A 19,376-nucleotide genomic window follows, 5' to 3' on the forward strand; every position below is an offset into this window, starting at 1 on the left:
GATGGGTCAATCCATCAGCCCCCATTCACCGGTTTCGGTGGATGGGGGGGTGGCATTCGGCACACTGTCCGCGTGCAACTTCAGACGCAAGCGCAAGTTATTCACCGAATCGGCGTTTTTCAATGCCTCCTCTTCATCGATCGCACCCTCGACAACCAAATCGAACAACGCCGTATCAAACGTCTTCATTCCCGACTCTGCCGACTTTTCCATGATCTCCTTGAGCTGGTGAAGCTCATTGCGCCGAATCAGATCGCCAATGGTTGGCGTACCGAGCATCACCTCCACCGCCGCCCGGCGCTGCCCTTCGCGAGTGCGTACCAGGCGTTGGGAAACGAAGGCCTTGAGGTTGTTACCCAGATCATTGAGCAACTGCCCGCGGCGCTCTTCAGGGAAAAAGTTGATGATCCGGTCCAGCGCCTGATTGGCGTTGTGGGCGTGCAAGGTGGAGATCACCAGGTGCCCGGTGTCGGCAAAGGCCAACGCATGCTCCATGGTTTCGCGGTCGCGGATTTCGCCGATCAGCACCACGTCCGGGGCCTGGCGCAGGGTGTTCTTCAGGGCGGAGTGAAAGCTGCGTGTATCCACGCCTACCTCACGCTGGTTGATGATCGATTTCTGATGGCGATGGATATATTCCACCGGGTCTTCGATGGTGATGATGTGCCCGCTGCTGTGGCGATTACGGTAATCGATCAACGCTGCCAGCGAGGTCGACTTGCCCGAATCCGTGGCGCCGACGAACAGCATCAGTCCCTGCTTAAGCATCACCGTCTCAAGCAGCACGGCAGGCAGTTTGAGGTCTTCAAAGCGTGGGATATCGAGTTTGATGTTGCGTGCGACGATCGACACATCATTACGCTGTTTGAAGATGTTGACTCGAAAGCGCCCGACCCCGACCAGAGAAACCGCCAGGTTCATTTCCAGCTCGCGGTCGAACTCCGCGCGCTGCTCGGCGTCCATAATGGCCTCGGCAATCCCGGCGATCTCGCCGGACTTGAAGGCCTCGCTGGCCAGCGCTCTGAGCGCACCATTAAATCGCCCGGTGGGCGGTGCTCCGGTAGACAGGTAAAGATCGGAGCCATCCTGGCTGGCCAGCATTCTTAGCAGCGAGTGAATTTCCATGGCAAAAAATATCCATTGAGCCTTCCATTGAACGAAAATTGCCAAGGCACGCCACTTTTCACGCGTCCGAGCGTCTACTCCTCCGAAGAATAGTTGATGCGTTGCACTGACATGATGCAGGAACCCCTGATGAACGGATCCCCTACCGGCGGCGACGCCCAGACCTTGATTGCCCGAATCGACTGGACACAAAGCCCGCTGGGCTCTGCCAGCCACTGGCCGCAGAGCCTGCGCACCGCCGTGGACATCGTGATTCACTCGCCCATGCCCATGCTGTTGTTATGGGGGCCGGAGCTGTCACAGATCTACAACGACGGCTTTGCGTTGTTGGCCGGCAACAAGCATCCGCAGGCTTTCGGACAACCCACGCACCAGACATGGCCAGAACTTAAAGACTTCACCGACCCCATTTATAGCGCTGTCCTACAAGGCCAAGTGCGTTCCTACAGCGAGCAGCGTTTCAGCCTGCAACGCGATGGCGGTGAATCGGATTTCTGGCTGGACCTGACCTACAGCCCGATTCGTGACGAACGTGGGCAGGTGTCCGGGATCCTGGTCACTGCCATCGAAACCAATGAGCGCCGACGCATCGCCCTGGAGCTCAAACAACGCTCGGAGGCCAGCCTCAAGGCCCAGCACGAAACCGAAGAGCGCCTGCAACTGGCCCTCGCCGCCACCGACGCGGTAGGCACCTGGGACTGGGATATCAGCGAAGATCGCTTTATTGCCGATGCCCACTTCGCCCAGTTGCACAGTGTTGACCCGGCTCTGGCGAGCCAACTGCCCATCACCGAATACCTCAACGGCGTGCACCCGGAAGACCGGGGCATGGTCGCCCGCAGCATCAAGCACTGCATCAGCCATGGCAGCGAATACGCCGAGGAATACCGGCTGCTGCAAGCCAGCGGCGAAGTGCGCTGGGTCTTTGCCCGAGGCCGTTGCTACAAGGATCACCACGGTCGCCCCCTGCGTTTTCTCGGTGCCGCTCTGGACCTGACCGAGCGCAAGCACACCGAACAAGCGTTACGGCAAAGCCAGACCGAGCTGCAACTGATCATCAACGCCATGCCGGTGCTGATCGGTTATGTCGATCATGAACAACGCTTTCGCCTGAACAACAGCGCGTACCTGGACTGGTACGGCATGACCCCGCAGGAGCTGTACGGCAAAACCATTCGCGAAATTCTCGGCGACGAACTCTATGCCACCCGCGTCGAACACATCAGCGCCGCGCTGGCGGGCAAAGCCTGCAGTTTCGAGGCCTATTCACCGCACCGCGACGGCCGACCGCGTTATGCACTGATGAAGTACCTGCCACGCTTTGGTTCTGACGGCGCGGTCAATGGCTTCTACATTTTCGTGATCGACGAAACCGAGCGTAAACAGACCGAGGAAGCCTTGCGCAACCTCAACGAGACGCTGGAAGAACGGGTCGACACACGCACCAAGGCACTGGCTGAAGCCAACCATCGCCTGCAAAACGAAATGTTCGAGCGTGAACGCGCCGAGGATGCGTTGCGCCATGCACAAAAAATGGAAGCCGTCGGCCAACTCACTGGCGGTATCGCCCACGACTTCAACAACATGCTGACCGGGATTATTGGCAGCCTGGACCTGATGCAGCGCTACATTGCCGATGGGCGCAGCGATGAGATCGGCCGCTTTGCCGATGCGGCCGTGTCGTCAGCCAATCGGGCAGCAGCTCTGACTCACCGGCTGCTGGCGTTCTCCCGTCGGCAATCGCTGGACCGTCGACCGCTTGAGCCCAACACGCTGGTGCGTTCGCTCGAAGAGCTGTTGCGCCGCACCAAGGGTGAGCATATCGAACTGAAGTTCCAGCTGGCACCGGAAGTCTGGCCGGTCAACACCGATGCCAACCAACTGGAAAACGCCCTGCTCAACCTGGTGATCAACGCCCGCGATGCGATGCCTGAAGGCGGCGAGCTGGTGATTGAAACCGCAAATAGCTACCTCGATGGCAACGACATCAGCACCCTTGAGCCGGTCAAGGCCGGTGACTATGTGATGCTCGGCGTTCGCGACAACGGTACCGGCATGACCCCGCGCGTATTGGCCAAGGCCTTCGATCCGTTCTTCACCACCAAACCTATCGGCCAAGGCACCGGGCTGGGGTTGTCGATGATTTATGGCTTCGCCCAGCAATCCGGCGGCCATGTGACCCTCAGCAGTGAGCCGGGACAAGGCACGTCGGTGCGCCTGTATTTGCCGCGCCTGCACAACGCGCCTCAGCACACCTCGCTGGCGGCAGTCAGCCGGGGCAGCCCCTATGCGACGGCGGGTGAGTCGGTGGTGCTGGTCGAAGACGACCCTGCGGTGCGTATGCTGGTGCTCAATGTGCTGAACGAACTAGGCTACATCGCTCATGAGGCGCAAGATGCAAAAAACGCCCTGCCGTTGCTGGAGTCGGATCTGCGCATCGATCTGCTGGTGACCGATGTCGGCCTGCCCGGCATGAATGGCCGGCAACTGGCGGAAATCGCCCGTCAGCATCGGCCTGGGCTCAACGTGCTGTTCATGACCGGTTACGCGGAAAAAGCCGCCGAACGTCAGGGTTTTCTCGACGAGGGCATGGACCTGCTGGCCAAGCCCTTCACCCTTGAACAACTGGCCGGCAAGATTCGCCACATGATCCGCCGTACCGGATGATTTGAGGCATAATCGCGCCCCGCCGCCACCACCACCGCTCCAAGGTAACTGCCCCATGAAAGCTCAAGCCCGCCATATTCTGGTGAAAACGGCCGAAGAAGCCGAACAGCTCAAACAACGCATCGCCAAGGGCGAAGCCTTTGATGTGCTGGCCAAGAAATATTCCACCTGCCCATCCGGCAAACGCGGGGGTGACCTGGGCGAAGTTCGGCCCGGGCAGATGGTCGGCGCCATCGACGCGGTGATCTTCAAGAAACCGCTGCGTGTCGTGCATGGGCCGATCAAAAGCAAGTTTGGTTATCACCTGGTGCAGGTGTTTTACCGCGATTGAGAACTCAGTATCTTGTGGCGAGGGAGCTTGCTCCCGCCGGCCGGTCCGCGCTCGGGCGAAGCAGCCGTAAACAGGATTTTGTGTTTTGTCTGTTGAAACGCGATTGCTGGTTTTAGGACGGCTTCGCCGTCCAGCGGGAGCAAGCTCCCTCGCCACAAAACTGTATTTCAATCTTTGGGGATCAGTGCCCCCGGCACCTGAATCACCCGGCTCGCCAACCGATGCCCGGCCTCTGCGGCTTCTGCCGGGCTTGCGCCACGGAGCCGACTGGCCAGATACGCCGCGCTGAACGAATCCCCCGCCGCCGTGGTGTCCACCACCTGTTCGACGCGCAGCGCCGGGACCTCGAACGACTCATCGTCACAGCGAATCAGACACGGCTCGGCGCCGCGCTTGAGCACCACTTCCGGTATGCCAATCTGCTCGTAGGCCGCGAACACCGCCGCCTCATCGGAAAAGCCGAACAACGCCTGTTCATCGTCTACGGTCAGCAGTGCCAGATCGACATAGGGCAAGACTTCGCGGTACGCCGCCCGTGCCTGCTCTACCGAGCTCCACAAACGCGGCCGATAGTTGTTGTCAAAGACAATCCGCGCATCCCGCTGACGGGCTTCGATCAGTGTCTCGGTGAGTTTTTTACGCCCTGCTTCGCCCAGTACCGCCAGGGTGATGCCACTGAAATACAGCACATCGTAATCCGGTAGCGCCGCAAGAATCGGTGCCGCCGCCGGCGTGGTGAAACAATCGCGCACGGCGGCTTCATTGCGCCAATAGAGGAAACGCCGTTCACCCGACGCATCGGTCTGGATGCAGTACAAACCGGGCAAACGCCCCGGTAGCCGCTGGACCATGTCCAGGCCGATGCCTTCTTCAGACCAGCTCTGGCACATGGCGTCGCTGAAACTGTCATCGCCCAATGCGGTGACGTAATCCACCGTGGCCCCATCGCCCAATTCACGAGACAGGTAGACCGCGGTGTTCAGGGTATCGCCGCCAAAACTCTGTTGCAGACTGCCGTCGGCGCGCTGCTGCAACTCGATCATGCACTCACCGATCAGAGCGATGCGCGGGGTGTCGGGGCCGAGATTGCTGAGGGTGTTCATGTTAGTGGGTTCTCTGGTGTGTCGATCGTTCCCACGCTCTGCGTGGGAATGCATCCTGTGACGCTCTGCGTCACCTCACGAATGGACGCGGAGCGTCCGTGGCGGCTCGTTCCCACGCAGAGCGTGGGAACGAGAGCGTGGAGGACCTAGAAACAGGTTTCCATGCTTTCGATGACGTTCAACTGCTCATCCACCAGGCAACCGGTGCGCCACTTATCAAAGGTCAGGCACGGGTGAGACGTACCGAACGAGATGATGTCGCCCACGCGCAACAGAACCCCGGGCGCGACCGTCATGAACGCATGCTGATCCATCACCGCCGTCACTTTGCAGGCACCGACGTCATCACCGATTGCTGGCAGCACACCCGCCTGGTAACGCAGCAACGGCACCGGCAGCCCCGCGTCATACGCCACATCGCGCTTGCCCAGGGCGATCACCGCAAAACCCGGCTCAGGTAACGACTGCACATGGGCCCAGACTTCCAGCGCCGGGCGCAGGCCTTCGTGCAAGTCACTACGACGATCGAGCACGCAGCATTGCGCTTCTTTGTAGATGCCATGGTCGTGAGCCACATAACTGCCGGGACGCAGCACACTGAGAAAGCGTCCGGCGGCGTTCTGGGCTTCAAAGGACTCGGCGATCAGGTCGTACCAGGCCGAACCCGACGCGGTGATAATCGGCTTGGCGATGGCGAAAGCGCCGCTGTCTTGCAACTGCACCGCGAGGCGCACCAGGGACGCAGCAAATTCGCGGATTCCGCTGACCGCCTGGTCGCCGTGAATCACCCCTTCGTAGCCTTCAATACCGGTCAACGCCAACCCCGGCTGCGCCTTGATCGCTTCGGCCAGTGCCAGCACTTCGGCTTCGCTGCGGCAACCGCAACGACCGCCGACCACGCCGTACTCGATCATCACGTTCAAGCGCAGACCGCGCGCGGCAAAAAACGCCCCGAGGTCGGCGACGTTGTCCGGGTGATCGACCATGCAGTAAAAGTCGAATGCCGGATCCGCCAGCAACTCGGCGATCAGCGCCATGTTCGGTGCACCCACCAATTGATTGGCCATCAACACCCGGCGCACGCCATGAGCGTAGGCCGCGCGGGTCTGCACCGCAGTGGCCAGGGTAATGCCCCAGGCGCCCGCCTCCAGTTGCCGGCGAAACAGCGACGGGGTCATGCTGGTTTTGCCGTGCGGCGCCAGCTCGGCACCGCTGTGGCTGACGAACGCCTGCATCCAGCGAATGTTGTGTTCCAGCGCTTCGCGGTGCAGCACCAGCGCCGGCAGGCTGACGTCACGCACCAGATTGGCGCCGGGTTGGCCGGCGCCCTTTTCCACGGCGGCGATGTTCAAGGCAGAAGGCATGTTCTAACTCCTCACACGCGGCCGCGAACGGCCACTGTTATTCGTTGATGCGACGGGCCAGGTTGTTCGCACTTTCGATCAGCACCCGGCGATAGTCGTTGTAATTGTTCTTGGCATCGGCCCTTGGGGCGACGATGCACAGGGTCGCAATGGCGACGCCACTCGGGTCTTTCACCGGGGCGGCAAAGCAATGGGTAAAGGTGTCGGCGACGCTGTCGAAGGAGAAGAATCCGTCGATACCAGCCTGACGGATTTCCGCCAGAAAACGCTCCAGCGGCAGGCGTTCGCCGCCAGGCAGGATGAAGTCATCTTCATCGATCAGGTCGACGATTTGCTGGTCACTCAAGTGCGCCAGCAACAAGCGCCCGGAAGCGGTCCACGGGATCGGCGCGTTCTCGCCGATGTCCGAGGAAATGCGGAAATGCCGCTCGCCCTCCTTCATCAACGCCACCGTGTACTTGCGCCCGTTGAGCAGGCACATCTGCGCGGTTTCGCGGGTCTGGCTGACGATTTCCTGCAAGGCATGATCGGCCTCGCGGCTCAGGTCGAAATGACGCAGATGCGCTTGCCCCAGAAAGTACAGTTGCCGGCCAAGATAGACGTGACCTTCCTTGCCCACCGGTTCGAGAATCCGTCGCTCAAGCAGGGACGCGACCAGTTCGTAAACCGTGGATTTCGGACTGCCGATACCGCTGGCGATATCGTTCGGCCGTAGCGGCTGGCCAATTTCCTTGAGGAAATCGAGAATATCGAACGCCCGGTCCAGACCGCGGGCCCGGCGCTTGATGGTGTCTTCGGTCATGTCGGTGGGTTCCCTGATCGTTCCCACGCTCTGCGTGGGAATGCCTCACTGGACGCTCTGCGTCCGCTTCTTGATGTGACGCGGAGCGTCACTGGATACGTTCCCACGCAGAGCGTGGGAACGATCAGTCATCACTTCTTCTTGTACGCCACACAATCAATCTCGACCTTGCAGTCGACCATCATGTTCGCCTGCACACAAGCCCGGGCCGGTGCGTGTTCGGGGCTGAAGTATTCGGAGAAGACTTTGTTGAAGCTCCAGAAATCCCGCGGATCTTCCAGCCATACGCCCGTGCGCACCACGTCTTCCAGGCCATAGCCGGCCTCTTCGAGGATCGCGATCAGGTTGCGCATGGTCTGGTGAGTCTGCTCGACGATCCCGCCGACAATGATTTCGCCGTCCACCGCCGGCACCTGGCCGGACACATGCAACCAGCCATCCGCTTCGACCGCGCGGGCGAAAGGACGGGGCTGGCCGCCACCGGCGGTGCTACCAGTGCCGTAACGAGTAATGCTCATGGGTGTTTCTCCTGATTCGATATTGAATATTAAAAACGCGTGTTCTTGAGAAACTCCGCCAAACGCGGAGATTGCGGGCGTTCGAACAGTTCCTTGGGTGGCCCCTGCTCTTCGATTCGCCCCTGATTCATGAAAACGATCTTGTCCGAGACTTCAAAGGCAAAACGCATCTCGTGGGTCACCAGCAGCATGGTCATGCCATCCTCGGCCAGGCCCTTGATCACGTTCAATACTTCGCCGACCAGTTCCGGGTCGAGAGCCGACGTCACCTCGTCGAACAGCATCAGGCTCGGGTTCATCGCAATCGCCCGGGCAATCGCCACGCGCTGTTGCTGACCACCCGACAACTGACCCGGATAGTGGTCGCGACGTTCCAGCAGGCCGACACGCTCCAGCCATTTTTCCGCCAGCACCACCGCTTCATCCTTGTGCAGCTTTTTGACTTTGAGCAGGCCAAGGGTGACGTTCTGCAACGCCGTGAGATGGGGAAACAGGTTGAACTGCTGGAACGCCATGCCGGTCATCGCCCGATGTTGGGCAATGACTTTTTCCGAGTGGCGCACGCGTTTGCCATTGACCTCGTGGTAACCGATGGACTCGCCATCGAGCAGGATCCGCCCGCCCTGGAACTCTTCGAGCATGTTCACGCAGCGCAGCAGCGTGGTCTTGCCCGAGCCGCTGGAGCCGATCAGCGTGACCACGTTGCCACGCTGCATGGTCAGGTCGACGCCCTTGAGCACTTCAAGCGGGCCGTATTGCTTATGCAGACCGCGAATCTCCAGCAGGGCCTGGCTAGCGTTCTTTGTCGAAACTTGAGCTTGAGCTTGAGTCATGGCAAGGCCACCCGCTTTTCAATATGCCGGCCGAGTAATTCGATGGCGTAGTTGATGATGAAAAAGAGAAAACCGGCAAACAGGTAAAACTCCAGGGTCATGAAGGTCCGCGCAATGATCTGCTGGGTACTCAGCAGCAACTCGGCCACACCGATCACCGAGAGCAAGGTCGAAGCCTTGACGATTTCGGTCGATGAGTTGACCCAGGTCGGCAAAATCTGCCGCAGCGCCTGAGGCAGCAGCACGTAAGCGAGGGCCTGATAAAACGTCAGGCCGATGGCCTTGCTCGCTTCCATCTGCCCACGTGGCAGCGCTTGCAACGCGCCGCGAACGATCTCGGCAACGTGCGAACCGCAGAACAGCGTCAGCCCCAGCACTCCGGCCTGGAACGCATCGATCTGCCAACCCAGCGCGGGCGCCATGTAGAAGCAGGCCAGCACCAGCACAAATACCGGTGTGCCACGGATCAGATCAACGTAAAAACGAAACGGTGCACGCATCCATATCGTGCCGTAGGTCAGCACCAGCCCGGCAACGATGCCGATCAGGGTGCCCAGCATGATCGCCAGGACAGAGCACTGCACACTGGTCAAAAAGCCCGACCACAGGGTGTCGCGGGCGACCCATAACTCATGCAACCAACTTGGGGACTCGTACATGGGTGCGCTCCTAACGGCGAATCGCCAGACGCTGCTCGAGGTAACGCAGCAGCATCGCGATGAGATAACAGGCCGCAACATAGAGCGCTGTCGTCACCAGCCAGGTTTCAATCACCCGGTAGCTTTCGACGTTGATCTTGCGCGCATAATAGGTCAGCTCCGGCACGGCAATCGCCGCCGCCAGCGAGGTGTCCTTGAACAGCGAAATGAAGTTGTTCGAGAGCGCTGGCAACACGTTGCGCAACATCACCGGCACGGTGACGTAGGCCTTCACCTGCCACTCCCCCAGACCAATCGCCAGCCCGGCTTCACGCAGGCCTTTAGGGATGCTCAACAACCCGCCGCGGAACACTTCGGTCAGGTACGCCCCGGCATACAACGACAGGGTGATGATGAACGACGGGAGTTTGTCCAGCCGAATACCCAGGCTCGGTAGCGCAAAGTAGATCAACAGAATCAACACCAGAATCGGCGTGTTACGGATCACCGTCACGTACACCGATGCCAGCACCCGCAATGTGCGGTGCTTTGAGAGCAAAGCAAACGCCATCAGCAGGCCGATCACGCAACCGATGGCGATCGACACCAACGCCAGTTCAAGACCCAGGCCGAGCCCCGCCAGCAAGGTGTCGAAATCGCGCCAGACGGCGGCAAAGTTCAACTGATAGTTCATGGTCAGCAGTACCTTGAGCGGGGCGCATCGGGGGCGCCCCACTCTCACTGGATCATTTGAATTCGACAGGGAAGCCAATTGCCGGGGACGGCAGATCGACACCGAACCACTGTTTGAAGGATGCCGCGTAAGTCGGGAACTCAACGCCGGTCATGGCTTCATGCAAGACGGTATTGACGAAATTCAGCCAGTCCTGATCGCCGCGTTTAACCGCGCAGGCGTAGGTTTGCGGGCTCCAGGCGTAGGTCGGGCTGCGATAGCGGCCAGGGTTCTGCACCATCAGGTATTTGACCGAAGACTGGTCGGTGGCAGCCGTGTCGGCACGGCCAGAGTTGACTGCCTGGTACATCAGGTCGACGCTGTCGTATTGGTCAACCTTGGCCTTGGGCAGCGCCTGGTGCACCAGTTCTTCGGCATAGACGTTTTGCAGCACCGCCACGGTGACGCTGTCGCCGGCCGCTTTCAGGTCTTCGATTTCCTTGTACTTGCTGTTGGCCGGCAACAGCAGGCCAACGCCTTCGCGGTAGTACGGCAGGGTGAACGCCACTTGCTGCGCACGGCTGGCGGTGACGGTAATGAACTGGCAACTCATGTCGACCTTGTCGGTCAGCAAATTGGGAATCCGTGCATCCGACGACTGCACCACGAACTCGACCTTGCTCGGGTCATTGAACAAGCCCTTGGCGACCATCCGCCCGATGTCGATATCAAAGCCCTGCAATTTGCCGTCCGCGCCCTGGAAGTGCCACGGCGCGTTGGTGCTGCCCGTGCCCACGATCAAATGCCCGCGCTTCAACACGTTGTCGAGCTTGCTGTCCGCCGCCTGGGCAATGCCCACGACAGAGGCTGTGGCCGCAAAGAGAAAAACACACGCTGTAAACAAGGAAAGTCGACGCTGCATGACGGGCACTCCAGGATGATGTTTATTCCGCTATACCGGAACGTGGTATGTAACAACGGAATAGACAGCAGAAAGTGTGCCATAGCCGGGAAGGGAAATCCCTGCGCAATTGAAATATGAATTGAATCAACGGGATGCACGAATGCACGAAACAGGCGTTACCAAACGCCGCAGCGCACAGGCGCTACCGTTGGCTACAGGCGCGGGTAGTGGGGCCACATTTGAGGGCGCGTCCGCTTCCAAACGAGGCGAGTCAACGCTCTGTACCTGTCAACTCTGACAGTAGACGCGCCCTGCATACGGAATTAGCGTTATTACGCACCTTCTCTTCGTCTTGCGGCTGAACAAGGAAGACTTCAATGAGCCCGACAACCCATTCTCTCGCACCGCAATACCTCCGGGCATTGAGGACCTACCGCCCAGTCGTCCTGTATTTCAGTAATCCGCACTGCTACGCCTGTGAGTTTGCCGGGCCGATATTTCGGGAGACGGCCGAGGCGTATAAAGATCGCGCCGATTGTTACATGTTGAATACCACCGAGTGCCCCCCTCACCCCGAGGTCAGGGGTACCCCCACCGTGTTGTTCTATCGCAACGGGAAACTGCTGAAGAAACTCAAAGGCTTTGAAAATGTAGAGGCCTTGAACGATGTCTTTGCCAGCCTCATCGGCAAGGCGCGACGCAAATTTGTCGTGCGCGAACCTCGCCACGATCTGTCATGGTTGCAGCATACCCTTGGTACCTTGCGTACCGTCCCACGGGCACATCGATTGGTCGATCGTCGAGCCGCCGTCATCCGCAAAAGTCGCTGAGAAGCTCAGCGGCGTATTGGACAACCCCCCGTTCCACTGCTTTCCTTTAATGGACCGATTGAAAAGCGTTCGCCCAAACCGTGAGGTTCGAGTGACGTATCGGTTCGGGAGGGGGCAATGTCGTTCAAAGTCATGATGGTTTTCGGTACTCGGCCGGAGGCCATCAAGATGGCCCCGTTGGCCCGGGTTCTGCGTCAGTGGCCCGGTATCGAGCTGAACATCTGCTCCACCGGCCAGCACCTGGAGATGCTCAAACAGGTGCTCGACTCGTTCGAGTTGACGGTCGATGAAAACTTGCAAGTGATGACTCAGAGCCAGTCCCTCAACGGCCTGTCTCAGCAACTGCTGATCAACCTGGATAAAAGCTACGAACGCCTGCATCCGGACATCGTGCTGGTACACGGCGATACCACCACCAGCTTCATCGCCGCCCTCGCCGCCTTTTATCGTCATTTGCCGATCGGCCACGTCGAGGCCGGTCTGCGCACCGGCAACCTGCGCGCACCATGGCCGGAAGAAGCCAACCGACGTCTGACCGGGGTGATTGCCGACCTGCACTTTTCACCGACCCGTTACGCCCAGGACAACCTGCTGCGCGAAGGTGTGCCGCTGGAAAGCATCGAGATCACCGGTAACACAGTGATCGATGCACTGTTGTGGATGCGTACCCATCAGCAGGAAATCCACTGGCACCCCGCCGCCGGCTCTCCGCTGGCAATGCTCGACGACAACCGGCGCATAGTGCTGATCACCGGCCACCGTCGGGAAAACTTCGGCGAAGGCTTCCGCAATATCTGCCAGGCCCTGGCTGAGCTGGCCCTGCGCTATCCCGATGTCCAGTTCGTCTACCCGGTGCATCTGAACCCGCGGGTGCAAAGCGCCGTGTATGACATGCTTTCGGACAAACCGAACATCTATCTGATCGCGCCTCAGAACTATCAGCATTTCGTCTGGCTGATGGACCGTGCACACTTCATCCTGACCGACTCCGGTGGCATCCAGGAGGAAGCCCCCGCCATTGGTAAACCGTTGCTGGTGCTGCGCGAAGTAACCGAGCGACCATCGGTGCTCGAAGGTGGCACCGTGTTGCTGGTGGGTACCGACACCGCGAAGATCGTCAAGGAAGCCAGCCAGCTACTCGATGACGAGGCCACCTACAAACGCATGAGCCGCATCCACAGCCCTTATGGTGATGGGCACGCCAGTGAACGTATCGCCAAACGTCTATGCACCTGGTTGAGCGCGCACTCGGCGAGTAGCACGTTATGAGCCTGGCGTTTGTCGATTTCTTTGCATACGTACTGTTTGGCCTGAAATACCTTGCGATCACCCTGGCCTTGTTGATGTTTGTGCTGGGTCTGGATGACCTGTTCATCGACCTGATCTACTGGAGTCGCAAGCTGATCCGGCGTTGGCGGATCTACGAGAAATTCAAGCGTGCCGATGAACAGCGACTCTATGAGATCCCCGAGAAGCCCTTGGCGATTATGGTTCCGGCATGGAACGAAGTCGGCGTGGTCGGTGAAATGGCCCGGCTCGCGGCCTCGACCCTCGACTATGAGAACTACCAGATCTTCGTCGGCACCTACCCCAACGACGCCGAGACCCAGGCCGACGTCGATGCGGTGTGCCGGTACTATCCCAACGTACACAAAGTGGTCTGCGCCCGACCCGGCCCGACCAGCAAGGCCGACTGCCTGAACAGCATCATCGACACGATTTTGCGCTTTGAAAGCGAAGCGAAAATCGAATTCGCCGGGTTCATCCTGCACGACGCCGAAGACGTGATTTCGCCGATGGAGTTGCGCCTCTTCAACTACCTGCTGCCGAGCAAGGACCTGATCCAGATTCCGGTCTACCCTTACGCGCCGGAGTGGCACGGCTTCACCGCCGGGCACTATGTCGATGAGTTCGCCGAGAACCACGGCAAGGACGTGATCGTGCGCGAAGCGCTGACCGGCCAGGTGCCGAGCGCCGGCGTCGGCACCTGCTTCAGTCGCAAGGCGATCAGCGCTCTGCTGGAAGACGGCGATGGCATCGCCTTCGACGTGCAGAGCCTGACCGAAGACTACGACATCGGTTTCCGCCTCAAGCAAAAAGGCATGAAGTGCATCTTCGCCCGCTACTCGGTCACCGACCCGAAACTGGCGTTGGAACAGAAGTGGATCGTGGGTATGAACCGGGTGTTCTCCCAGGTCATTTGCGTACGCGAACACTTTCCGCGAAATCTGCAACACGCGATCCGGCAGAAGTCGCGCTGGATTGTCGGCATCGTGTTCCAGGGCACCAAGAACCTGGGCTGGAGCCCCCAAGGTTTGCTGAACTATTTCCTCTGGCGCGACCGTCGAGGACTCATCGCCTATCTGCTGAGTTTTATGGTCAATCTGCTGTTTCTGGTGCTGCTGGCAATGTGGCTGATCACCCTGATTTCACCGGACGCCTGGCGCTTCCCCTCGATTCTCTCGGACAGCATCCTGCTTTCAGCGCTGCTCTGGCTGAACGGCCTGATGCTGCTCAACCGTCTGTTCCAGCGCGCCTGGTTTGTTACCCGTTTCTACGGTCTGGGTCAGGGCCTGCTGTCGGCGCCACGGATGATGTGGAGCAACTTCGTGAATTTTTTCGCCAACCTGCGCGCCTTGCGTCAGGTTATGGAAATGGGCGATTCGCGCCGCGTGGCCTGGGACAAGACCACCCATGAGTTCCCGGCCCTGGCCAAAGCCCAGCGCACACCGCTGGGCCATCGACTGGTAGAAAAAGGCCTGCTGACCGAAGAGCAACTGGAAGCCGCGATCACCAACCCGGTGCGTCGTCGCCTCGGTCATGAACTGCTGCTGCGCGAGCACATCAACAGCACCCAACTGGTCGAAACCCTGGCCGAGCAACTGGACCTGGAGTGGGCGCCACTCAATCCGTTCAAGCTCGACAAACAGCTGATCGACCGCGTACCACGCAAAGTTGCCACCCACTACGGCGTATTGCCGGTTGCCGAAGAAGGCACAACCTTGGTGCTGGCCTCCGAAGGTCCGGTCAGTCAGGTTTCGCTGGGGGCCATCAGCCGTCAATTGAAACGCTCGGTTCGCTGCCGCCTGGCACCGCAGGGCCGAGTCACGCTGGGTATCCGCTACTGGTACCCCAGCGCGCTGCAAAACGAGGATGTCCGTCACATGCTGCAAGTGCTTGAGCGTCATCAGGATGATGAAGCCCTGCTGGAGCGCGTGGGCCATCACCAGGTATTGCTCGGCAACCTGCTGCAAGTGCGTGGCATGGTCCCGACAACACTGTTCAATCAGGCGCTGATCGACTTCGACGCCGAGCGCATGTCGCTGGGCGATCACCTGATCGAACGCGGCATGATCACCCCAGAGATACTGCAACAGGCGCTGGCCGAACAATCTGCGGAACAACAAGCAGCTTTCCGCATCGCCCGGGAGGTCGCATGAGGCCGGGTATTTGTCATCAACTGGTGCTCGCTAGCCTGTTGCTTTGCGCGAGCGCTGCCAGTTGGGTAGACGCGGCGCCGCTCAGCGATTTCGAGCAGTTCCGCAGTTTCCCGTACATGGACCGCAGCTACCGCGAAGCGAAAAAAGGCAATTGGGCTGAAGTCGAACGACTGATGCACCACTTGCTGACCATAGTCCCGAAAAACGACGAGGCCCGGGCATTGCTGGTCGAGGCCCTGGCCAAGCAACGGCGCTACAACGAAGCCGTGCAAGCATTGCCGGACAATCCGGACAACAGCGAGGCCCTGCTCAACCTGCGACTGACCTGGATCGAACAGGACCCACCCACCTCCGAACAGGTCGAAAAATGGCTGGCCACCAGCCCCCTCAACCAGCGCGTACGCCTGTGGCAGGCCTACAGCTTGAGTCTGGCCAAGTTTGGTGGCGCACTCAAAGCCCACGACTGGCTGGCACAATTGTCGCCAAAGGGCGACGACAACATTCTGCGCCTGGCCCGCGCCAACTGGTCCGAGCAACTGCGCGACTGGAACGGCACCATTGAGCAACTCGCGCCATTGGCGGCGAGTAAACAACTCGACGCCGAAGGTTGGCAACGACTGGCCAACGCCTATGTGCAACGCCTCGAAGAAAAGCCTTTGCAGGATCTGTTGCAACAGGCGCCGACCCCGGAAGCGGCACGCAAGGTGCGGCTGGCGATGGTCGATCGGGCGGTTGCCATGGGCCATATCCAACAGGCTCAACGCTGGATGCAATCATTGCCGGCCGGCGACCTTGCCGATCCGGCCCAGCGCCAACGACTGTGGGAACTGGCGCGGCAAACCGGCGACACACAGGCCGTGCAAAGCCTGAGCAGCGAGTTGCAACGCCCGTGCCTGGAAACCGCAGAATGGCTGTCGCGTCGCGCCCCGCAAGCCGCACTCGCCCAGTTGCGTGGCTGCTCGCCCAGCGATGATCCGCAGACCTGGCTGGTCCTCGCACAACGCCTGCAAGCCACCGAACTGCTGCAAAACCAGCGCCTGCCCGAACCCTGGGACAGCGAACGCCGCGAACGTTTGCTTGATGTCTGGCAGGCACAGGGACACAGCGACAAAGTCATGGCCTGGCTCGCTAGCCAACCGCAAACCCCCGACGTGGTGAAGCGCCGTGCCGAACTGCTTCAGGCGCTGGGCCGTAACGGTGAAGCGGCCCCGCTGTGGGAACGGCATTACCAACAGACTGGTAACCTCGATTCACTCAATCAAGCCACCTACCTGGCGCTCAACAACGACCAGCGTGAGCATGCGCAGCAATTGCTGGAAGACGCCTTCGACCGCCATGGCGGGCGCTTGCCGGCAGCCATGTTGCAGCGCCTGGCCGGGCTCTATGGCTCGTCGTCGACGACAACCCCTACTCAGCAAAAACGCATGGCCTTGCTGTTGAATCGGGTCGACGCCGCAACGCGCGGCCAAATGCTCGGGCAACTGGCAGAGAACGGCCAGTGTGACGCGGTACGTCAGGCGATCGGCGCGCAACCTGCCGATCCCGGCGAATTCCGCGCCCTGGGTCGCTGTGCCATGCCAGACCGGCCAGGCGAAGCGGTGGTCTATTACCAGAACGCGGAAAAACTCGGTGATCGCGGCAGTCGCTTACCGCTGGCCTACGCCCTGGAAGCCGCTGGTGACTCCGCCGGCGCCTTGCGTATCTGGCGCAGCGTGCCGGACAGCCAGCTCACCGAGAACGCCCGCCTCACTGCCAGCCGCAGCGCATTGAACGTCGGCGACACCGACACCGCTGAACGCTATTGGCAACAAAGCCACACTCGCGGCAGCAACGAATGGGCCCTCGGCGCGGCCATCGCCCAAGCCCGGGGCAATAACGCACTGGCCCTTGAGCGTCAGCGTCAGGCGTTGCAGCAATCGCCTGACGCCGGGCACTTTTATGCCGCCTCGGTGGCCGCGCAAAAGGCCGGCGATTTGCCGCAAAGCACGGTATGGCTGGCCGAAGCGGTACGCCGCGACCCGAAAAACCCACGCTACAGCGCCGACTACGGCATGCGCCTGGCCGGGGCCGAAACCCGCCAAGAGCGCGCCAGCGCGATCCCCTACCTGCAAACCGCCACCCAGCATTTCCCCGAGGACTATAGCCTCGGCGAAACCCTGGCCTGGCGCTACGACGAAGTCGCAGACAGCGCCTCGGCGCGCAAGGAACTGCGCCGGGTCATCGACCTTGAACAAAACCCGGTGGCCGCTGACGACGACAGCGGCAGCCTCCAGGCTCGCCGTTATCGCCAACGTCGCGCCCACGAAACCCTGGCCAGACGTGACAGCCTGACCCTCGCCAGCACCTGGTCGCCGGCCGGGGTTTCGACCAACGACATCCTGCGCCCCGACAACACCCAAGGCACTGCTCGCCACGCCGCCTCGCAAAATGTGCAGGTGGCGATGTGGGACCATGCCTTGGGCGATGAACCCAGCCGCGCCGGTAGCACACTGTCGGTGTATGGCCGGGCATTGCTGGGCGGCACTGGCCGCTCCAGTTACGCAGAATCCGTCGGCACTGGCCTGGGCCTACGCTACAAACCCTGGGGCACGGCGAACATCAACTTCTACGCCGAGGTCTACCAACAGAACACCTTCGACGATCAGGACAAGCAAGGCCTGAGTCTGGGTGAGTTTCTCAACCCGAATCAGCTTTGGGACCAGCTCAACGACCACCGCAAAGACGGCCACACCAACACCGACTACTTGCTGCGCGCCACCGCTTCGTTCCTCGATCAAGGCCGGTTTCGCAATGACTGGCGAGTCGATGAAAGCGACTGGGAGGAACGTTTTCTTTACCTCGACGCAGCGTGGTGGACCAAGGCCGGCGACCATCAATGGCTGTCGCGTTTCCAGCAAGGGCACGCCTGGAAGCTACCGTTCAACAGCGCGCAAACCATCATGCCGTATGGCTTCCTCGAGTTTGCCAGTCAGGACCCGAACAACGACTGGCGCCAGGACCTGCGCACCGGTCTCGGCGTGCGATGGCAATGGTGGTTCGACGACGACATCTACAACGCCTACCGCGCACACCTGACCGTGCGCACCGAGTATCAGCAATCGCTGGGCGGCAATTTGTATGAAGGTGGCAATGGCGTATTGCTGGGCGTGGAGTTGAATTTCTGATGAACAGATTGATGCTTCTTCTCTGCCTGCTGTTGCTTGGCAGTCAGCAGGTCCGCGCTGATGAGCGGATTTTCTTTCAACCGTTGAATGTCGACGCCAACCTGAGTCAGGCGCAATGGCGACAGGTCTGGCAAGCCAGCGCCAAACAGGGCGCGACCACGATCATCGTGCAATGGACGGCGTACGGTGATTCGGTCTTTGGCGAAGCCAACGGCTGGCTCGCCAACAGTCTGCGCGAGGCCCAGGCGCAGGGGCTGAAACTGGTGCTCGGGCTGTCCATGGACCCGGCGTATTACCAGCGTATCGACCAGCTCGACAGCGCCGGGCTGGCGTCCTACTGGCAAGCGCAACTTGGACAGTCACTGGCCCGGCAGCGAAAACTGCGCAAGGACTGGAAACTGCCCGTCAGCGGCTGGTACTTGCCGCTGGAACTGGACGACGCGCACTTCACAGCCGCCGACAGACGCGAGCATTTGCAACGGCAACTCCAGGACTTCGCCCGCCAACTCGACGCGCCGCTGCACATCAGCGCGTTCAGTGCCGGCAAACTGGCGCCGCAGGTCAATGCAGACTGGCTGGGGAAGTTGGCCGGCAGCGGGATTCAGGTCTGGTGGCAGGACGGCGCCGGCACAGGACGCCTGCCGTCGGTGGTGCGCAACAGTTACGCCAGTGCACTGCCCTGCTCGGTCGGTATCGTGCGTGAAGCGTTCCGCCAGGTCAGCGCCGAGGGCCAGCCGTTCCGTGCCGAGCCGGCCACCCCGGACACCACCTCGAATGGCTGCCATCCGACAGCCGTATTCGACTTGCGCTACCGTCCGTGGGGACGGGTGATTCTGGACAATCAACATAAAAACCAGCCAGGCGATGTACAAAACCATTGAGGCTCAGCATGTTGGCGCTCTGGGCGTTGATCCTCGACCAGCTGTACATCGCCAAACGCACACGCCAGTACCGGACAGCGATGAGCAAATAGCCGGATGGCAT

At 60.4% G+C, this 19,376-nt stretch carries 16 protein-coding genes; 7 read left to right on the forward strand and 9 right to left on the reverse strand.

Features of this window, described 5'->3' with window-relative positions; translation table 11 throughout:
- Nucleotides 1-6: 6 nt before the first annotated feature.
- Nucleotides 7-1,125, reverse strand: a complete 1,119-nt coding sequence (locus KRR23_RS23980; protein WP_216744523.1) for a PilT/PilU family type 4a pilus ATPase — start codon at nt 1,123-1,125, stop codon at nt 7-9.
- A gap of 129 nt (nt 1,126-1,254) precedes the next feature.
- Here KRR23_RS23980 and KRR23_RS23985 point away from each other — a divergent pair, with 129 nt between their 5' ends.
- Complete coding sequence (locus tag KRR23_RS23985) at nt 1,255-3,792, forward strand: PAS domain-containing sensor histidine kinase (RefSeq protein ID WP_216744524.1); 2,538 nt, start codon at nt 1,255-1,257, stop codon at nt 3,790-3,792.
- Nucleotides 3,793-3,847: 55 nt separating this feature from the next.
- The gene (locus KRR23_RS23990; RefSeq protein ID WP_019690952.1) at nt 3,848-4,123 is read left to right on the forward strand and encodes a peptidylprolyl isomerase; all 276 of its coding nucleotides are present in this window, start codon (nt 3,848-3,850) and stop codon (nt 4,121-4,123) included.
- Between the two features lie 167 nt (nt 4,124-4,290).
- On the opposite strand, the gene KRR23_RS23995 is transcribed toward KRR23_RS23990, so the two are convergent.
- The 8 genes from KRR23_RS23995 to KRR23_RS24030 form a co-directional block, all read right to left on the reverse strand.
- Nucleotides 4,291-5,226, reverse strand: a complete 936-nt coding sequence (locus KRR23_RS23995; RefSeq protein ID WP_216744525.1) for a sugar kinase — start codon at nt 5,224-5,226, stop codon at nt 4,291-4,293.
- 146 nt (nt 5,227-5,372) lie between these two features.
- On the reverse strand, nt 5,373-6,590 hold the full coding sequence (locus tag KRR23_RS24000) for an amino acid deaminase (RefSeq protein ID WP_216744526.1): 1,218 nt from the start codon (nt 6,588-6,590) through the stop codon (nt 5,373-5,375).
- Between the two features lie 37 nt (nt 6,591-6,627).
- Entirely contained in the window at nt 6,628-7,392 is a 765-nt protein-coding gene (locus KRR23_RS24005) for an IclR family transcriptional regulator (protein ID WP_216744527.1), read from the reverse strand.
- Between the two features lie 131 nt (nt 7,393-7,523).
- Nucleotides 7,524-7,910 (reverse strand): RidA family protein, encoded by a 387-nt coding sequence (locus KRR23_RS24010; protein WP_216744528.1) that lies wholly within the window; start codon nt 7,908-7,910, stop codon nt 7,524-7,526.
- 29 nt (nt 7,911-7,939) lie between these two features.
- Nucleotides 7,940-8,743, reverse strand: a complete 804-nt coding sequence (locus tag KRR23_RS24015; RefSeq protein WP_216744529.1) for an amino acid ABC transporter ATP-binding protein — start codon at nt 8,741-8,743, stop codon at nt 7,940-7,942.
- Nucleotides 8,740-9,402, reverse strand: a complete 663-nt coding sequence (locus KRR23_RS24020; protein ID WP_216744530.1) for an amino acid ABC transporter permease — start codon at nt 9,400-9,402, stop codon at nt 8,740-8,742. The genes KRR23_RS24015 and KRR23_RS24020 overlap by 4 nt, the downstream gene beginning before the upstream one ends.
- A 10-nt stretch (nt 9,403-9,412) precedes the next feature.
- Nucleotides 9,413-10,075 (reverse strand): amino acid ABC transporter permease, encoded by a 663-nt coding sequence (locus tag KRR23_RS24025; protein WP_123583847.1) that lies wholly within the window; start codon nt 10,073-10,075, stop codon nt 9,413-9,415.
- A gap of 52 nt (nt 10,076-10,127) precedes the next feature.
- Nucleotides 10,128-10,976: a transporter substrate-binding domain-containing protein gene (locus tag KRR23_RS24030; RefSeq protein WP_216744531.1), complete on the reverse strand. Its 849-nt coding sequence runs from the start codon at nt 10,974-10,976 to the stop codon at nt 10,128-10,130.
- 359 nt (nt 10,977-11,335) lie between these two features.
- Here KRR23_RS24030 and KRR23_RS24035 point away from each other — a divergent pair, with 359 nt between their 5' ends.
- The 5 genes from KRR23_RS24035 to KRR23_RS24055 all read left to right on the forward strand — a co-directional run bounded on the left by KRR23_RS24035 (nt 11,336) and on the right by KRR23_RS24055 (nt 19,273).
- Entirely contained in the window at nt 11,336-11,788 is a 453-nt protein-coding gene (locus tag KRR23_RS24035; protein WP_216744532.1) for a co-chaperone YbbN, read from the forward strand.
- A gap of 117 nt (nt 11,789-11,905) precedes the next feature.
- The gene (gene wecB / locus KRR23_RS24040; RefSeq protein WP_216744533.1) at nt 11,906-13,057 is read left to right on the forward strand and encodes a non-hydrolyzing UDP-N-acetylglucosamine 2-epimerase; all 1,152 of its coding nucleotides are present in this window, start codon (nt 11,906-11,908) and stop codon (nt 13,055-13,057) included.
- Nucleotides 13,054-15,228 (forward strand): cyclic di-3',5'-guanylate-activated glycosyltransferase NrfB, encoded by a 2,175-nt coding sequence (nrfB, locus tag KRR23_RS24045; protein ID WP_216744534.1) that lies wholly within the window; start codon nt 13,054-13,056, stop codon nt 15,226-15,228. Before wecB ends, nrfB begins: the two co-directional genes overlap by 4 nt.
- Nucleotides 15,225-18,392 carry a phage receptor gene (locus KRR23_RS24050; RefSeq protein ID WP_216744535.1) on the forward strand — a complete coding sequence of 1,056 codons (3,168 nt, stop codon included), beginning with the start codon at nt 15,225-15,227 and terminating at the stop codon, nt 18,390-18,392. Before nrfB ends, KRR23_RS24050 begins: the two co-directional genes overlap by 4 nt.
- The gene (locus KRR23_RS24055; protein ID WP_216744536.1) at nt 18,392-19,273 is read left to right on the forward strand and encodes a DUF4434 family protein; all 882 of its coding nucleotides are present in this window, start codon (nt 18,392-18,394) and stop codon (nt 19,271-19,273) included. Before KRR23_RS24050 ends, KRR23_RS24055 begins: the two co-directional genes overlap by 1 nt.
- Nucleotides 19,274-19,376 lie beyond the last annotated feature (103 nt).

It is taken from the genome of Pseudomonas sp. CVAP#3, assembly GCF_018986375.1.
Taxonomy (GTDB): domain Bacteria; phylum Pseudomonadota; class Gammaproteobacteria; order Pseudomonadales; family Pseudomonadaceae; genus Aquipseudomonas; species Aquipseudomonas helvetica.

Bases quoted from the DNA above. Each gene is read 5' to 3' on its own strand.
- KRR23_RS23980 (WP_216744523.1), bottom strand. From the start codon at position 1,125: ATGGAAATTCACTCGCTGCTAAGAATGCTGGCCAGCCAGGATGGCTCC.
- KRR23_RS23985 (WP_216744524.1), top strand. From the start codon at position 1,255: ATGAACGGATCCCCTACCGGCGGCGACGCCCAGACCTTGATTGCCCGA.
- KRR23_RS23990 (WP_019690952.1), top strand. From the start codon at position 3,848: ATGAAAGCTCAAGCCCGCCATATTCTGGTGAAAACGGCCGAAGAAGCC.
- KRR23_RS23995 (WP_216744525.1), bottom strand. From the start codon at position 5,226: ATGAACACCCTCAGCAATCTCGGCCCCGACACCCCGCGCATCGCTCTG.
- KRR23_RS24000 (WP_216744526.1), bottom strand. From the start codon at position 6,590: ATGCCTTCTGCCTTGAACATCGCCGCCGTGGAAAAGGGCGCCGGCCAA.
- KRR23_RS24005 (WP_216744527.1), bottom strand. From the start codon at position 7,392: ATGACCGAAGACACCATCAAGCGCCGGGCCCGCGGTCTGGACCGGGCG.
- KRR23_RS24010 (WP_216744528.1), bottom strand. From the start codon at position 7,910: ATGAGCATTACTCGTTACGGCACTGGTAGCACCGCCGGTGGCGGCCAG.
- KRR23_RS24015 (WP_216744529.1), bottom strand. From the start codon at position 8,743: ATGACTCAAGCTCAAGCTCAAGTTTCGACAAAGAACGCTAGCCAGGCC.
- KRR23_RS24020 (WP_216744530.1), bottom strand. From the start codon at position 9,402: ATGTACGAGTCCCCAAGTTGGTTGCATGAGTTATGGGTCGCCCGCGAC.
- KRR23_RS24025 (WP_123583847.1), bottom strand. From the start codon at position 10,075: ATGAACTATCAGTTGAACTTTGCCGCCGTCTGGCGCGATTTCGACACC.
- KRR23_RS24030 (WP_216744531.1), bottom strand. From the start codon at position 10,976: ATGCAGCGTCGACTTTCCTTGTTTACAGCGTGTGTTTTTCTCTTTGCG.
- KRR23_RS24035 (WP_216744532.1), top strand. From the start codon at position 11,336: ATGAGCCCGACAACCCATTCTCTCGCACCGCAATACCTCCGGGCATTG.
- wecB (WP_216744533.1), top strand. From the start codon at position 11,906: ATGTCGTTCAAAGTCATGATGGTTTTCGGTACTCGGCCGGAGGCCATC.
- nrfB (WP_216744534.1), top strand. From the start codon at position 13,054: ATGAGCCTGGCGTTTGTCGATTTCTTTGCATACGTACTGTTTGGCCTG.
- KRR23_RS24050 (WP_216744535.1), top strand. From the start codon at position 15,225: ATGAGGCCGGGTATTTGTCATCAACTGGTGCTCGCTAGCCTGTTGCTT.
- KRR23_RS24055 (WP_216744536.1), top strand. From the start codon at position 18,392: ATGAACAGATTGATGCTTCTTCTCTGCCTGCTGTTGCTTGGCAGTCAG.